Here is a 15,374-nt window from a genome sequence, read left to right on the forward strand (position 1 = left end):
GCGCGGCTGACACAACGTCCGAACACCGTCCTCCGGCTGGACAGTTCAGGCGTTGTCGTCTCCCACCGGGGCCGGGACGCTCGAAAGGACGGAGTCCCCCCGTACGGCCCAGGAGGCCACCATGACCGCACTGTCGCCGCACCTCCGCCAGGCCACGCCCGTCGTGGCGGCCCGGGGCGAAGGCGTCCACCTCTACGACGAGGAGGGCCGCCGCTACCTCGACTTCACCGCCGGCATCGGCGTCACCAGCACCGGCCACTGCCACCCCAAAGTCGTGGCCGCCGCTCAGGAACAGGTCGGCACGCTCATCCACGGGCAGTACACGACCGTCATGCACCGGCCCCTGAGGCAGCTCGTCGAGAAGCTCGGGGAGGTGCTGCCGGCCGGTCTGGACAGCCTGTTCTTCACCAACTCCGGCAGCGAGGCCGTCGAGGCCGCACTGCGGCTGGCCCGCCAGGCCACCGGCCGCCCGAACGTGCTCGTCTGCCACGGCGGCTTCCACGGCCGTACCGTCGCCGCCGCCTCCATGACCACCTCCGGCATCCGCTTCCGCTCCGGCTTCTCCCCGCTGATGGGCGGTGTGGTCGTCGCCCCGTTCCCCACGGCGTTCCGCTACGGCTGGGACGAGGAGACCGCGACCCGCTTCGCCCTCACCGAACTCGACTACACCCTGCAGACCATCTCCTCGCCCGCCGACACCGCCGCCGTCATCGTCGAACCGGTCCTCGGCGAGGGCGGCTACGTGCCCGCCAACCGCGCCTTCCTGGAGGGTCTGCGCGAGCGGGCCGACCGCCACGGCTTCCTGTTGATCCTCGACGAGGTGCAGACCGGCGTCGGCCGCACCGGCCGCTTCTGGGGCCACGACCACTTCGGCGTCACCCCCGACATCCTGGTCACCGCCAAGGGCCTGGCCAGCGGCTTCCCCCTGTCGGGCATCGCCGCATCCGAGGAGCTGATGAGCAAGGCCTGGCCGGGCTCGCAGGGCGGCACGTACGGCGCCAACGCCGTTGCCTGCGCCGCCGCTTGCGCCACCCTCGACGTCGTACGCGAGGAGAAGCTCGTCGAGAACGCCGACGCCATGGGCGCACGCCTGCGCGCGGGCCTTGAGGAGATCGCCGACCGTACGGCCGCCATCGGCGACGTACGCGGCCTCGGCCTCATGCTGGCCAGTGAGTTCGTCACCGAGGACGGCAGCCCCGACCCGGACACCGCCTCCCGCGTGCAGCGGGCCGCCGTCGAGGAGGGCCTGCTCCTGCTCCTGTGCGGGGCCTGGAACCAGGTCGTACGCATGATCCCCGCGCTGGTCATCGACGAGAGCGCGGTGGACGAGGGACTCCAGGCGTGGGCGAAGGCAGTAGCGGCCGGGACCGCCGGGCAGGCGGGCCGATGACCGACGCCCGCCCCTCCGCACAGCCGGCCCAGCCACCAGGAGAGACCCCATGACCGACACACCCACGCAATTGTTCATCGGCGGAGCCTGGGTCGACGCCTTGGACGGCGCCACCATGCCCGTCGACGACCCCGCGACCGGCGACATCCTCGCGCACGTCGCCGACGCCGGCCCCAAGGACGCCCGGCTCGCGGAGGACGCGGCCGTCGACGCCCAGCGGGAGTGGGCCCGTACGGCACCTCGCGCCCGCAGTGAGATCCTGCGCCGCGCCCACGAGATCATCCTCGACCGCACCGACGAACTCGCCCGCCTGATGACCGCCGAGATGGGCAAGCCGCTGGCCGAGGCACGCGGCGAAGTCGCCTACGCCGCCGAGTTCTTCCGCTGGTTCTCGGAGGAGGCGGTCCGTATCGACGGCGGTTACGGCACCGTCCCCGACGGCCGCAACCGCATGCTGCTCACCCGCCGCCCGGTGGGCCCCTGTCTGCTCATCACCCCGTGGAACTTCCCCCTGGCCATGGGCACCCGCAAGATCGGCCCCGCCATCGCCGCGGGCTGCACCATGGTGCTCAAACCGGCCCCGCAGACGCCCCTGGCCAGCCTGGCGCTCGCCGCGATCCTCAAGGAGGCCGGGCTGCCCGAAGGCGTGCTGAACGTCGTCACCACCTCCCGCGCGGGGGAGGTGTGCGAACCGCTCCTGCGCGGCGGGCGCATCCGCAAGCTCTCCTTCACCGGCTCCACCGCCGTCGGGCGGCTGCTGCTCGCCCAGTGCGCCGAGACCGTCGTACGGACCTCGATGGAGCTGGGCGGCAACGCGCCGTTCATCGTCTTCGACGACGCCGACCTCGACGTGGCCGTGGCCGGCGCCATGGTCGCCAAGATGCGGAACATGGGGGAGGCGTGCACGGCGGCCAACCGCTTCTTCGTCCACCGTGCCGTGGCCGAGGAGTTCGGGCGGCGGCTGGCCGAGCGGATGGGCGCGCTCGTGGTGGGCCCCGGCACGCGCGACGGCGTCGACGTCGGACCGCTCATCGACGCGGCCGGCCGCGCCAAGGTCGAGGAACTCGTGGCCGACGCGGTGGAACGCGGTGCCCGCGTGCTCGTCGGCGGCCGTAGGCCCGAGGGGCCGGGCTGCTTCTATCCGCCCACCGTGCTCACGGACGTCGCCCCCGGAAGCCGTCTGATGGACACGGAGATCTTCGGACCCGTGGCGGCGATCCTCACCTTCGACGAGGAGGACGAGGTCGTCGACCGCGCCAACGACACCCCCTGGGGACTGGTCGGCTACCTCTTCACCGAGGGCCTGGACCGGGCCCTGCGCATCGGGGAGCGGCTGGAGGTCGGCATGGTCGGCCTCAACACGGGCCTGGTCTCCAACCCGGCAGCGCCCTTCGGAGGCGTCAAGCAGTCCGGACTCGGACGCGAGGGCGGCCGGGTCGGCATCGAGGAGTTCCTGGAGTACCAGTACTTGGCGGTACCCGTGCGCTGACCTATGCGCCGGATGCGAGGATGAGGGCGCCATGACAGCAGGGTGGTGTTCTCGCACGCTACGGGCCGCGGTGTTCGCGGCCGTCTGCGTGCTGCTCGCCGCCCTCGGCCACGTGATGATGTCCGGAACCGACGTGCCCGCGTGGGCACTTGCCGCTGCCGCGATCGTCACAGGTGGCGCCGGCTGGTGCCTGGCGGGCCGTGAACGCGGCCTCCCGCTGATCGTGACGGTCGTGGTCGCCGCCCAGACGGCGCTGCACTCGGCGTTCTCGCTGGCGCAGTCGGCGACGGGCGGTACGGACTCCATGAGCTCCATGAACTCCATGTCCATGGCGCAGATGGACGCGACCCACATGTCCATGGCGCACATGGACATGGACATGGGCATGGGCATGGCCTCGATGCCCGGCAGCGGCGACATGGGTGGCATGGGCCAATCCGCCGGTGGCTCCTGGTCGTTCGGCATGCTCGCCGCCCACCTCCTCGCCGCGCTCCTCTGCGGGCTGTGGCTGGCCTACGGCGAACGCGCCGCCTTCCGCATCCTGCGGGCGCTGGTCGGCTGGCTGACGGCGCCGCTACGGCTGCTGCTCGCCCTGCCCGACACCCCGGACCGCCCGCGCGTCCGCGCCCGCCGGCGCCGCTCGGCACGGGCGCCGCGACTCCTCCTCGTCCACGCGATCACCTCTCGGGGCCCGCCTCCGGGGACCGCTGTCGTCTGAAGACAGCCGGTACCCCGAGGACGCCCAACTGCGCCTCGGGCCACGGTCGTACGCCCGCACAGGCGCCGTACGGCCGTCTCCCCGTCGCGGACCACCCGAGAAGGACACCAGGTGATCACTCCTGCCCTCCGCTCCACCCATTGCCGCCATGCCGCACAGGACGAGTCGACGACCGCTTGGGCGCTGGCCGCCCGCGGTGGCGACACCGTCGCCGTGGACCACCTCGTCCGCGCCCTGCACCGAGACGTCCGGCGCTACGTCGCCCATCTGTGCGCCGATCCGCAGGCGGTCGACGACCTGGCGCAGGACACGTTCCTGCGCGCGCTCGGCAGCCTGCACCGGTTCGAGGGCCGCTTCTCGGCACGCACCTGGCTGCTGGCCATCGCCCGCCGCGCGGTGACCGACAGCTACCGGTACGCCGCCGCCCGGCCCCGCCTGTCCGACGTGCCGGACTGGCAACTGGCCGTGGAGAAGGCCCAACCGCGCGGCCTGCCCGGCTTCGACGACGGCATCGCCCTGCTCGACCTCCTCGCCGCCCTGCCCGAGGAACGCCGCCAGGCCTTCGTCCTGACCCAACTCCTCGGCCTGCCCTACGCCGAGGCGGCCGAGCTGACCAACTGCCCGGTGGGCACAGTCCGTTCGCGGGCGGCCCGAGCGCGCGAAACCCTGCTGAACCAGTTGGACGAACACGCACGCACATGAACGACCGGCCCTCACACGCGGTGCTTGTGAGGGCCGGTCGGTGCAGCCAACCCATAGGGGCGCGGGGAACTGCGCGACCAGCCCCCACGCACCCGCAGAGACGAACCGGCCGAATCCAGCGAAAGCGCTACCGCCGAGCGGCCCTGCGGCGGCGCGCCACCACGACCGCCCCCGTACCCGCGGCGACAGCCGCAGCCGCCGCCCCCGCGATGGGCAGCGTCGCGCCGGATCCGGTGCTCGCCAAGTCGCCATCCGCGGCAGGGGAGTTCGAGGTGCCAGCGGTGGAGTCGCCGCCCGAGGAGCCGTCGCCGGAGCCGGCGCCCGCGCTCGGGGTGGCGGTCGAGGAGCCCCCGGAACCGCCGGCCGAGCCGGAGCCGCCCGTCGCTGATCCGGAGCCGCCCGTCGAGCCGCCGCCGGAGACGGCGAGCGTGATGGCGGCCGTGTCGTCCGCCGTGTTCTTGTCGAACGGCCGGGGCTCACCGGCCAGCGTCACCGAACCCTTGGCCCCCGGCACCGCCTTGTCGATCCGCAGCTTGAAGGTGTAGGTCTCCCCGGTGCCCTCGTCCTGCCAGGACTCGCTGGTGCCGCACTCGTAGGTGCCGGAGGCCACCTTGTCGCAGAAACCGTGGCCCTTGGTCACCGTCGTACCGGCCGGCATCTTGATGCGGACCTTGGTCACCGAGACGGTCCCGTCCCGCAGCACCCAGCCCGGCCCCGCGTTGGTGAAGTTCACCTTCAGGTCGACCGTGTGGCCGACGGCGCCCTTGAGCTGGTCGCCCGTCACCTTGAAGTCGGCCGTGTTGTCCGCGGTCACCTTCACGTTGGCGTCGTCCCAGTCGGGGTGGTCGCCGCCCGGGCCGGCCGGGGAGGCGTTCGGCTGCTCCACGAGCTTGACCGCGGGACCGGTGCCGCGCACGGGCTCGCTCGCGTTGTCGTCGAGGCCGGGTTCGGTGGTCTCCACCACGACGCGCAGCCGGTCGTAGAGCGCGTGGTCGAGGACCTTCAGCGTCAGCGCCTTCTCGGGCGCGTAGACCGTGCCGGGCTTGACGGTCTGGTCGAACTCGCAGACCGCCTGGGACTGGCTCGGCGCCTCGTCGTAGGCGGGGACCTCGTAGCGAAGGCAGTTGGAGGGGAGTTCGGTGTGGCTCAGGCCGCGCGTGACGGTGTACGAGAGCCAGACCTTGTCCGCCGCCGCGGTGCCCGTGTTGGTGAAGGTGACCGGAACGTCGACGCTGCTGCCCGGCTTCACTCCGTCCATCGGGGCCACTTCGCCCAGTCTCACGGCCGCGGAGCCGTCGTCGGCGACAGCCGGTGCGGCACCCAGCGCGATCAGCGCGACGGCGCCGACCGCGCCTGCGGTCTGGCGAAGCGGACGGAGACGGGAAGAGCTCTGGAGCATGTGGGGGGTCCTCTGGTGAAGCATCGGTGGCGGGCGAACAAACTGCGTGGGAACGCGAGTTCCACCACAGGAGACATACCGAAGCGCCGGATGGTTGCACTGGGACCCATGGGTGCGCCGGTGATGCGAGGGGCGCGTTCCATCGAGGTGTCCGCGATGCGGGACGGCTCTCTTGACGTGGCTCCGTGCCGGACCGACACTCCAGATGGGAATCCTAGTGAATGGGTAGGGAAGTATGAGGCGCCTTGAGCCGGTCACCGTCCGCGTGATTCGTGCGCTCCTTCTCACGTCCCGCCGGCACATCGACCTGCAGCGCGTGTGCAGCTCGATCAGCCCCCAGGGCTGAGCAGCCCGACGTCGCCTCCGCCGCGCGTACGTCCGCGCCCACTCCCGGGGAGAACCATGTCCGTCACACCGCTGGCCGCCCACATCTCCGACCGGTCCGAGCCCGTCTTCCGGGGCCGGATCGGCAGCGACGCCCGCAGCGGCCACTACGCCGTGCCCGGCCGCTACCGGCTGCATCTGTCGACCGCCTGTCCCGACGGCCTGCGCATCGCCGTCACCCACAGCCTGATCGGCCTCGGCGCCGTGTGTCCCGCCACCTTCCTGCCCGCCGTCCCCGACTGCCCCGAGAGCGGCCACGCGGTCCTGCGTCCGCTGTACGAGGCGAGTGCCCACCGCTACACCGGTCCGGCGACCGCGCCGGTCCTCAGCGACGACTGGTCCGGACGGATCGTCAGCACGCACGCCCCGGACATCATGCGCGACCTCGCCCGGCGCTTCGGCCGCGACCGGCCCCAGCCGTACCCGTGCGGCGCGGAGTCGGAGATCGAGGCCGTCGAGCGGATGTGCGCCCAGGGCATCGAGGACGCCGCCCAGCGAGCCGGAACGGCCGGCGGCGAGCCGGCGCAGCGTACCGCGGCACTCGAAGCACTCCTGGAGACGCTGGGCGCGCTGGAGCGGTGGCTCGACGGCCGCACGTACCTGATCCGCGACGAAGTGACCGCCGCGGACGTCGAGTTGTGGGTCGCGCTGGTCCAGCTCGACACCGTGCACCGTCACCACCTGGACGCCTCGGCCGTGCAGCGCATCGCCGCCCACCCGGCGCTGTGGGCCTACGCCCGCCGCCTGACCGCCCACCCCGCCTTCGGCCGGCACCTCGACCTCGACGGCATCGAGCTCCGCCACCACGCCCGCTGCCGGGGGCTGGAGGACGCCGGGGCGGCCGTCCAGATCCTGGACTGGGCCAGGTACGCGGGCTGTCAGCAGGTCCACTCGGTGGACCGGCGTTGACAGGCGATCGGACACATGTCTTGAATTCCGGGCAACCGTCTTGATCGACGGCCCCTTTCCAGCAAGCGCGAGGCCCGCAGGGCCGGAACAGCGACGGTGACCTCATGTACGCAGCTCCCAGGACGGCCGCGAGCCGCCTCCAGGGCTGCGTACGGCCGTACGCGAACCCGCTCGTCGCCGACCGCGCCGTCGATCTGCTCCGCGTGAACAGCGCACTGTGTACCGCGTGCACCGCACCGGGCCGCGCCCGCTGCCAGGGCTGACACCTCGCCGAGCCCTCCGCGAGGGCTGACAGCTCCCCGCAGTCCCCGCATCCCCTGACGAACACCGCCCGTGCGGTGTGCCGTCGTCCGCCCAGCCCACGGTTCACGCGCATCCGCGTGCGCTGCGCCCTGCCGCAGCGCACGCCCACCGCGGCCCGGGCTGTCCCACTCCGCCGGAGCCCGCCATGACCCAACCCCCAGGCGCCGCCGTGTCCCTCGCCGAGGCGCCGCCCGCCGACACCCCGTCAAAACCACTCACCGCACAGCGAGTTCTGCCGCTGAGACGCCCCGGACGCTGGATCGCCACCGCCGTCGTCCTGGTCCTCGTCGTGCAGTTCGTGCACGGCCTGACCACCAACCCCTTCTACCAGTGGGACCGCTTCGGCTACTGGTTCCTGCGGCCGACCATCCTCGACGGCCTCCTCATCACCCTCGAAGTGGCGGCCTACAGCGCCGTGTTGGGCCTGGCCGGCGGCATCCTCCTCGCGCTGGCCCGGCTCTCCGGGAGCCCCGTGCTACGGGCGGTCAGCTGGACCTACACCTGGGCGCTGCGCTCCATCCCGCTCATCGTGGTCCTGCTCTTCCTGTACAACTTCAGTGCCCTGTACAAGACGTTGAGCGTCGGCGTTCCCTTCGGTCCCGCGTTCTTCTCCTTCGACGAGTCCAGGCTCGCCACCGACATGGCCGTCGCGGTCATCGGCCTCAGCCTCAACGAGGCGGCCTACGCCGCCGAGGTCGTCCGCGGCGGCATCCTCTCCGTCGACCAGGGCCAGCACGAGGCGGCCGCGGCGCTCGGCCTGCCGAAGGGCTACCAGTTCCGGCGGATCGTCTTCCCGCAGGCGCTCAGGTCGATCACCCCGAACTACGTCAACCAGCTCATCGGCCTGATCAAGAGCACCTCGCTGGTCTTCTACGTCTCGCTGCTGGACCTGTTCGGCTCCGCGCAGACGATGGGCGCGACCTACCCCGGCGACATCGTGCCGCTGCTGCTGGTCGTCACCGTCTGGTACCTGATCCTGACGAGCGTCGTCTCCGTCATCCAGTTCTACGTCGAGCGGCACTACGCCCGGGGCGCCACGCGCTCCCTGCCGCCGACGCCGTTGCAGAGGCTCCGCACCGGCCTGACCGAGCTGCGCGCCCGCATCCGCAGGGAGGCCGCCGTATGACCGCCAAGACCTTGGAGCCCCTGGCGGAGGTCGCCCCCGCCGCCGTTGAGGTGCACGACGTACACAAGTGGTACGGCACCCACCGGGTGCTGGACGGGGTCTCCCTGACCGTACGGGCGGGCGAGGTCACCGTGATCCTCGGCCCGTCCGGCTCCGGCAAGTCCACCCTGCTGCGGGTCGTCAACCACCTGGAGAAGCCCGAGATCGGCCACGTCAGCATCAACGGCGAGCCGATCGGCGTGAAGCGGCACGGCGACCGCCTGAAGGAGCTGAGCGAGCGGGCGATCCTGGCCCAGCGCGGCCGGATCGGCTTCGTCTTCCAGAACTTCAACCTCTTCCCGCACCTGACCGTGCTGGACAACGTGGCCGCCGCGCCCGTCGCCACCGGCCGGCTCGGCAGGCCCGAGGCCGAGGAACTCGCCCGCGAACTGCTCGGCCGCGTCGGCCTCGCCGACAGAACAGGCGCCTACCCGCGGCAGCTGTCCGGCGGCCAGCAGCAGCGCGTCGCCATCGCCCGCGCCCTCGCGCTGCGCCCCGGCGTCGTCCTCTTCGACGAGCCCACCTCCGCCCTGGATCCCGAACTCGTCGGCGAAGTCCTCGCCGTCATCAAGGACTTGGCGGCCACCGGCACGACCCTCGTCATCGTCACCCACGAGATCGGCTTCGCCCGCGAGATCGCCGACCGGGTCGTCTTCATCGACGGCGGAAAGATCGTCGAACAGGGCCCGCCGTCGGAGGTCCTGGACAAGCCCCGCCACGAGCGGACCCGCGACTTCCTCAGCAAGGTCCTCTGACCGCACCGCCCTCCTCCTCCACCTTCACCCTCTCCCAGCGACAAGGAACGGCCATGTCTGTCCACTTCACCCGACGCAGCCTGATACGCGGCCTCACCACGGCGACCGCCGTCGCCACCCTCGCCACCGGGCTCGCCGCCTGCGGTGGGGACAGCGACGCCGCCACCACCACCGGCGCCTCCTCCGGGGGCGTGACCATCGGCCAGGTCTCCAACGGCGCCGCCGAACCGACCACCCTCAAGGTGTCCGAGGTGAAGTCGATCAGCGCCGAACTGCCGGCCGCCGTCAGAAGGAGCGGCACGCTCTCGATCGGCATCGGCGCCCTGCCGTCCGGCTTCCCGCCGCTGGCCTACGTGGGCAGCGACCAGAAGACCCTCACCGGCGCCGAGCCCGACTTCGGCCGCCTGGTCGCCGCCGTCCTCGGCCTGAAACCCGAGACGAAGAACTTCACCTGGGAGAACCTCTTCGTCGGCATCGACAGCGGCAAGGTCGACGTGGCCTTCTCCAACGTCACCGACACCGAAGAGCGTAAGAAGAAGTACGAGTTCGCCTCCTACCGGCAGGACAACCTCGCCTTCGTGGTGCCGAAGAAGAGCACCTGGAACTTCGACGACGACTACGAGAACCTCGCCGGCAGGACCGTCTCCGTCAGCTCCGGCACCAATCAGGAGAAGCTCCTGCTGGAGTGGAAGGCCAAGTTGGCCAAGGAGGGCAAGAAGCTGACGGTCAAGTACTTCCAGGACAGCAACAGCGTCTACCTGGCCCTGTCCAGTGGCAAGATCGACACCTACCTCGGCCCCAACCCCGGCATCGCCTACCACAACCGTCAGGTCGCGAACACGTCCAACGCCACCCGCACCGCGGGCACTTACTCCGGCGCCGGCGCCAAGCTCCAGGGCCTGATCGCGGCCACCTCGAAGAAGGGCAGCGGGCTGGCCAAGCCGATCGCCGACGCCATCGACCACCTGATCGAGAACGGCCAGTACGCCCGGTGGCTCAAGGCCTACAACCTCTCCAACGAGGCCGTCGCCAAGTCCGAGGTAAACCCGCCCGGCCTGCCGCTCGACAACTCCTGACCCACCACGCGACGTCAGCACCGGAGCCGACACCCCATGTCCTCTCACGTCCTGGACAACCCCGCCTGGGCCGCGCTCACCGGCCCCCACGCCCACTTCGCCGAGCGGGTCGGCAAAGCGGCCCGCTACCCGGCCGACGTAACCTCCTTCCACGCCGTCGCCGACACAGCCGACGCGCGCGCCTGGGCCGACCTGGCCGCCCTCGTCGGCCCGGGCGGCACGGCGTCGGTGCGCGGTGTCACGCAGCCACCGCCCGGCTGGGAGACCGTACGCACAGGCCACGGCGTGCAGTTGACCGACACCGGCCTGCGCGCCGAGGCCGACCCGGAGGCCGTACGCCTCCGTCCCGCCGACGTGCCCGAGATCCTCGACCTGGTCGCCCGCACCCGGCCCGGCCCCTTCCTGCCGCGTACGGTCGCGATGGGCACGTATATCGGCATCCGCCGCCACGGCCGGCTCGTCGCCATGGCCGGTGAACGGCTGCACCCGCCCGGCTGGACCGAGATCAGCGCCGTGTGCACCGACCCCGGTCACCGCGGGCAGGGCCTGGCGACCCGACTGGTGCGCGCGGTCGCCGCAGGGATCAAGGAGCGCGGCGAACGCCCCTTCCTGCACGCCAGTGCCACCAACGCGGGCGCGATCCGCCTGTACGAGTCGATCGGCTTCACCCTGCGCAGCCGTACCGTCTTCGCCCTCCTGCGACCGGTCGAAGCCGCCGTGCTGGAAGAAACGGCGTAGCGATGCCGTTCTCCTTGTCCAAGGCACTCGTACGGAGGTGGGACACGTGACGCGGATACGCCGTGCCGTCCGCCTCCACTCCCGGCCCCACATCGATCTGCAGCGCGTGGCCGGCGCCCTCTGTTGCTCCTGACCCGTTGCCCCGCCCCGCCGCGCGCCCCTGCCCGCGCGCCGGCGATCCCGTACGGACCTTCAGGAAGGCACCTCCGTGTCCTCAACTCGCTCTACCCCTCTGCACCTTGCCGTCGCCCTCGACGGCACCGGCTGGCACCCCGCCTCCTGGCGCGAGCAGGTGGCCCGCCCCCGCGACCTGTTCACCGCCGGATACTGGGCCGACCTGGTCGCCGAGGCCGAGCGCGGACTGCTCGACTTCGTGACCCTGGAGGACGGCCTCGGCCTGCAGTCCTCCCACTACGGTGAGCTCGACGGCCGCACCGACCAGGTCCGCGGCCGCCTGGACGCCGTACTGACCGCCTCCCGGATCGCGCCCCTGACCCGGCACATCGGTCTGGTGCCGACCGTGATCGCCACCCACACCGAGCCGTTCCACATCTCCAAGGCGATCGCCACCCTCGACTACGTCAGCGCCGGCCGCGCGGGCCTGCGGGTGCAGATCAGCGCCCGCCCGCACGAGGCCGGCCACTTCGGCCGCCGCACCCTCCCGCCGATCAGCCTGGACGAACTGCGCACCCCGGCCGGCCAGGAGCGGCTGACCGGGCTGTTCGACGAGGCCGCCGACCATGTCGAGGTCGTGCGCCGGCTCTGGGACAGCTGGGAGGACGACGCCGAGATCCGGGACGCCGCCACCGGCCGCTTCATCGACCGCGACAAGCTGCACTACATCGACTTCGAAGGCAGCCACTTCAGCGTCAAGGGCCCCTCCATCACACCCCGCCCGCCCCAGGGCCAGCCCCTGGTCACCGCGCTCGCCCACCAGACGGCGCCGTACCGGCTGGTGGCCCGGCAGGCCGACGTCGGCTACGTCACCCCGCACGACACCGGTGATGCCCGCGCGATCGTCGCCGAGATCCGCGCCGAGCAGGAGGCCGCCGGGCGCGGAGACGAACTCCTGCACGTCTTCGGGGACCTGGTGGTCTTCCTAGACGACGACCAGGCCGCCGCCGAGGACCGGCGCGCACGCCTCGACGCCCTCGCGGGAGAACCGTACGAGAGCGACGCACGCGTCTTCACCGGTACGCCCGCTCAACTCGCGGATCTGCTGCAGGAGTTCGGCGAGGAGGGGCTGAGCGGCTTCCGGCTGCGGCCCGCCGTCGCCGGACACGACCTGCCGGCGATCTCCCGGGGCCTGGTCCCCGAACTCCAGCGCCGAGGCGCCTTCCGCACTGCCTACGAGGCCGACACCCTGCGGGGCCTGCTGGGCCTCGCCCGCCCCGCCAACCGCTACGCCGCCAGCGCCAGCGTCACCGCCTGAGCCGGAAGGACCGCACCGACATGAGCAAGCCGCAGAAGCAGATCCATCTGGCCGCGCACTTCCCGGGCGTCAACAACACCACCGTATGGAGCGACCCGGAGGCCGGCAGCCACATCGAGTTCAGCTCCTTCGCGCACTTCGCGCGGACCGCCGAGCGCGCCAAGTTCGACTTCCTCTTCCTCGCCGAAGGACTCAGGCTGCGCGAACAGGGCGGGAAGATCTACGACTTGGACGTGGTCGGCCGCCCCGACACGTTCACCGTGCTCGCCGCACTCGCCGCCGTCACCGAACACCTCGGCCTGACCGGCACCATCAACTCCACCTTCAACGAGCCCTACGAGGTGGCCCGCCAGTTCGCCAGCCTCGACCACCTCTCCGGCGGCCGCTCCGCCTGGAACGTCGTCACCTCCTGGGACGCCTTCACCGGCGAGAACTTCCGCCGCGGCGGCTTCCTGCCGCAGGAGGAGCGCTACTCCCGCGCCAAGGAGTTCCTGGCCACCGCGAACGAACTCTTCGACTCCTGGCACGGCGCCGAGATCGTCGCCGACCAGGCGACGGGCGTCTTTCTGCGGGACGCCCAGGCCGGCTCCTTCGTGCACAGCGGGCAACACTTCGACATCCAGGGCCAGTTCGACGTCCCGCGCTCACCGCAGGGCCGCCCGGTCGTCTTCCAGGCGGGCGACTCCGAGGAGGGCCGCGAGTTCGCCGCCGCCGGTGCGGACGCGATCTTCAGCCGGTACGCCGCGCTGGAGGCGGGCCAGGCCTTCTACCAGGACGTGAAGAAGCGGCTCGCCAAATACGGCCGCCGGCATGACCAGTTGCTCATCCTGCCCGCCGCGAGCTTCGTCCTCGGCGACACCGACGCCGAGGCGCAGGAGCTGGCCAAACAGGTACGCCGGCAGCAGGTCAGCGGAGCCACCGCCATCAAACACCTGGAGTTCGTCTGGAACCGGGACCTGTCCTCCTACGACCCGGAGGGCCCGCTGCCCGACGTCGACCCGGTGGTCGGCGAGGACCACATCTCCCGCGGCCGGGCCCAGGTGCGCATGTACCGCGATCCGCTGGCCACGGCCCGTGAGTGGCGCGAACTGGCCGCCGCCAACAACTGGTCCATCCGCGACCTGGTCATCGAGACCGGCAATCGCCAGACCTTCATCGGCTCCCCGGCGACGGTCGCGAAGACCATCGACGACTTCGTGCAGGCCGACGCGAGCGACGGCTTCATCCTCGTCCCGCACATCACCCCCGGCGGCCTCGACGTCTTCGCCGACAAGGTCGTACCGCTGCTCCAGGAACAGGGCGTGTTCCGCACGGAGTACGAGGGCTCGACCCTCCGGGACCACTTGGGCCTCGCGCACCCCGACGCGGCCGGCGACGAGGTGCGGGTGGCGTCGTGAAGGCGGCCGCGCGGGCTCAGAAGACGCCCTGACCGGGGACCAGGATCCCGCACGGGTCGTAGCTGCGCTTCGCCGCCGCCAACCGAGGCCAGGCGGAGCCGAAGTGGGTGCGCCAGTCCGCGCGGGTGAAGGGGATGCTGCCGACCGGGTACTGCGTGCCGCCGACCGCCGCGGCCGCCTCGTAGGCCGAGCGGTTGGCGGCCAGGAGGCGGTCGACGGTGGCGGTGTCCTCGGGCGGCGTGGTGCGCAGGACGGCGAAGAGGTACGGCACGGGGTCGTCGGGCGTGCGCAGCAGGGGAGTGGTGAGGCGCTCGCGCAGGACCGGGTAGACGAGGACGATGCCGGGGCCGACGTCGCCGGGGGTCAGGGCGTCCAGCAGGTCACCCGTGACGGCGGCCGCGGCCCTCCCGGGGAGCAGCAGATTGAGCCAGGGGTGGGCGTACGTCCACAGACCGGCCTTCTTGAGCGCCTCGACGGAGGGCGCGATCCGGTCGAGGAAGTCGTAGTAGGGACGGTCGGTCCGCTCGACGCCGGCAGGGTCGTGGCGCAGGCCGCGCAGCAGGACGGCGTCGTCCGGTGCCGGGCCGGCCGGTGGTCCGTAGGCCGCGGCCTCCAGGGTGAGGACGCGGAAGACTCCGTCGGCGTCCGCGGAGACCTGGCCCTCGACGTAGGCGAAGCGTTCCTCCTGGACGAGGAGGCGCTGGTCGTCGAGGAAGGTCTCCAGGTCGTCGTACGGCAGCAGGTAGTGCCGTACGGTCTCCGGCGCCCGCACCAGGCGCAGGGTGGCGCCGACGACGATCGCGCACTGGCCGAGACCGGCCAGGACGGCGTGGAAGAGGTCCGGGTGGCGGGTGGGGGAGCAGTCGGTGAACTCGCCGGCTCCGGTGACGACCTGGAGTCCGGTGACGTTGTCGACCTGGGCGCCGTGCCGGTGGGTCATGCCGCCGAAGCCGCCGACGGACAGGGTGCCGCCGACGGAGAGTTCGAGGTAGTCGGTGAAGACGGGCGGGGTGAGGCCGTGGGCGAGGGCGGCCTCGGCCACCTCGCTCCAGCGGGCACCGGCGCCCACCGTGACCGTCGTGCTGTGCGGCCCCACGGGGCCGATGTCCGCTAGCGTCGCGGTTTCGACGACCAGCCCGCCCTCGACCTGCGCCTGGCCGTTGGTGGCATGCCCCTGGCCGCGAGGTGCGACCGGCAGACGGTGCGTGTTGCAGAACCGGACCATGGCGACGACGTCCCGGACCGAGCCGGGGCGCAGGACGGCGACGGGGCGGCGGTGCACGATGTGGCCGTAGTCGTCGGAGGCGGCCGAGAGCGAGGCGTCGTCCATGACGAGCGTCCCGTCCAGGGCGGGAACCCTCGCAAGGCCGGACCCGGACCCGGACCCGGAGGCGGTCGTGGCCCAGCTCCGCGTGCCGGTGTCGAAGCCCATCACGACCGCACCGGTGATCGCGACTCCACGCAGAACAGCACGCCGTGACGGTGTGTGGGGCATGTTCACTACCACCTCGTACGCA

General features: G+C 71.8%; 16 protein-coding genes. 14 read left to right on the forward strand and 2 right to left on the reverse strand.

Going from position 1 to position 15,374, the window contains the following annotated elements; genetic code table 11:
- The first annotated feature begins 121 nt into the window (after positions 1-121).
- The 4 genes from ACGFYN_RS25840 to ACGFYN_RS25855 all read left to right on the forward strand — a co-directional run bounded on the left by ACGFYN_RS25840 (position 122) and on the right by ACGFYN_RS25855 (position 4,299).
- Positions 122-1,390: an aspartate aminotransferase family protein gene (locus ACGFYN_RS25840; RefSeq protein ID WP_393868230.1), complete on the forward strand. Its 1,269-nt coding sequence runs from the start codon at positions 122-124 to the stop codon at positions 1,388-1,390.
- Positions 1,391-1,439: 49 nt separating this feature from the next.
- Positions 1,440-2,879: an NAD-dependent succinate-semialdehyde dehydrogenase gene (locus ACGFYN_RS25845; RefSeq protein WP_393868231.1), complete on the forward strand. Its 1,440-nt coding sequence runs from the start codon at positions 1,440-1,442 to the stop codon at positions 2,877-2,879.
- Between the two features lie 31 nt (positions 2,880-2,910).
- Positions 2,911-3,597, forward strand: a complete 687-nt coding sequence (locus ACGFYN_RS25850; RefSeq protein ID WP_393868232.1) for a hypothetical protein — start codon at positions 2,911-2,913, stop codon at positions 3,595-3,597.
- A gap of 111 nt (positions 3,598-3,708) precedes the next feature.
- On the forward strand, positions 3,709-4,299 hold the full coding sequence (locus ACGFYN_RS25855; RefSeq protein WP_393868233.1) for a sigma-70 family RNA polymerase sigma factor: 591 nt from the start codon (positions 3,709-3,711) through the stop codon (positions 4,297-4,299).
- 127 nt (positions 4,300-4,426) lie between these two features.
- Here ACGFYN_RS25855 and ACGFYN_RS25860 read toward each other — a convergent pair whose 3' ends face one another.
- Entirely contained in the window at positions 4,427-5,698 is a 1,272-nt protein-coding gene (locus tag ACGFYN_RS25860) for a hypothetical protein (RefSeq protein WP_393868234.1), read from the reverse strand.
- Between the two features lie 235 nt (positions 5,699-5,933).
- Between ACGFYN_RS25860 and ACGFYN_RS25865 the strand changes: the two genes are divergently transcribed.
- From ACGFYN_RS25865 to ACGFYN_RS25910, 10 genes are all read left to right on the forward strand, one after another.
- Positions 5,934-6,044, forward strand: coding sequence for a putative leader peptide (locus tag ACGFYN_RS25865; RefSeq protein ID WP_384262904.1), 111 nt, complete (start codon positions 5,934-5,936; stop codon positions 6,042-6,044).
- Between the two features lie 56 nt (positions 6,045-6,100).
- On the forward strand, positions 6,101-6,991 hold the full coding sequence (locus tag ACGFYN_RS25870; protein ID WP_393868235.1) for a glutathione S-transferase C-terminal domain-containing protein: 891 nt from the start codon (positions 6,101-6,103) through the stop codon (positions 6,989-6,991).
- Between the two features lie 104 nt (positions 6,992-7,095).
- Positions 7,096-7,254 carry a hypothetical protein gene (locus ACGFYN_RS25875; protein ID WP_393868236.1) on the forward strand — a complete coding sequence of 53 codons (159 nt, stop codon included), beginning with the start codon at positions 7,096-7,098 and terminating at the stop codon, positions 7,252-7,254.
- A gap of 185 nt (positions 7,255-7,439) precedes the next feature.
- Positions 7,440-8,420, forward strand: a complete 981-nt coding sequence (locus ACGFYN_RS25880; RefSeq protein WP_393868237.1) for an amino acid ABC transporter permease — start codon at positions 7,440-7,442, stop codon at positions 8,418-8,420.
- Positions 8,417-9,214: an amino acid ABC transporter ATP-binding protein gene (locus ACGFYN_RS25885; protein WP_393868238.1), complete on the forward strand. Its 798-nt coding sequence runs from the start codon at positions 8,417-8,419 to the stop codon at positions 9,212-9,214. Before ACGFYN_RS25880 ends, ACGFYN_RS25885 begins: the two co-directional genes overlap by 4 nt.
- A gap of 53 nt (positions 9,215-9,267) precedes the next feature.
- Entirely contained in the window at positions 9,268-10,290 is a 1,023-nt protein-coding gene (locus ACGFYN_RS25890) for an ABC transporter substrate-binding protein (RefSeq protein ID WP_393868239.1), read from the forward strand.
- A 36-nt stretch (positions 10,291-10,326) separates the two neighbouring features.
- A complete protein-coding gene (locus tag ACGFYN_RS25895; protein WP_393868240.1) occupies positions 10,327-11,028 on the forward strand; it encodes a GNAT family N-acetyltransferase in 702 nt (233 codons plus the stop codon).
- Between the two features lie 46 nt (positions 11,029-11,074).
- On the forward strand, positions 11,075-11,161 hold the full coding sequence (locus ACGFYN_RS25900) for a putative leader peptide (protein ID WP_393868437.1): 87 nt from the start codon (positions 11,075-11,077) through the stop codon (positions 11,159-11,161).
- Between the two features lie 75 nt (positions 11,162-11,236).
- Positions 11,237-12,460 (forward strand): LLM class flavin-dependent oxidoreductase, encoded by a 1,224-nt coding sequence (locus ACGFYN_RS25905; protein WP_393868241.1) that lies wholly within the window; start codon positions 11,237-11,239, stop codon positions 12,458-12,460.
- 20 nt (positions 12,461-12,480) lie between these two features.
- On the forward strand, positions 12,481-13,857 hold the full coding sequence (locus tag ACGFYN_RS25910) for an NtaA/DmoA family FMN-dependent monooxygenase (protein WP_393868242.1): 1,377 nt from the start codon (positions 12,481-12,483) through the stop codon (positions 13,855-13,857).
- Positions 13,858-13,873: 16 nt separating this feature from the next.
- Here ACGFYN_RS25910 and ACGFYN_RS25915 read toward each other — a convergent pair whose 3' ends face one another.
- Complete coding sequence (locus ACGFYN_RS25915) at positions 13,874-15,352, reverse strand: FAD-binding protein (RefSeq protein WP_393868243.1); 1,479 nt, start codon at positions 15,350-15,352, stop codon at positions 13,874-13,876.
- Positions 15,353-15,374 lie beyond the last annotated feature (22 nt).

Source organism: Streptomyces sp. NPDC048419 (assembly GCF_043200415.1).
GTDB lineage: Bacteria > Actinomycetota > Actinomycetes > Streptomycetales > Streptomycetaceae > Streptomyces.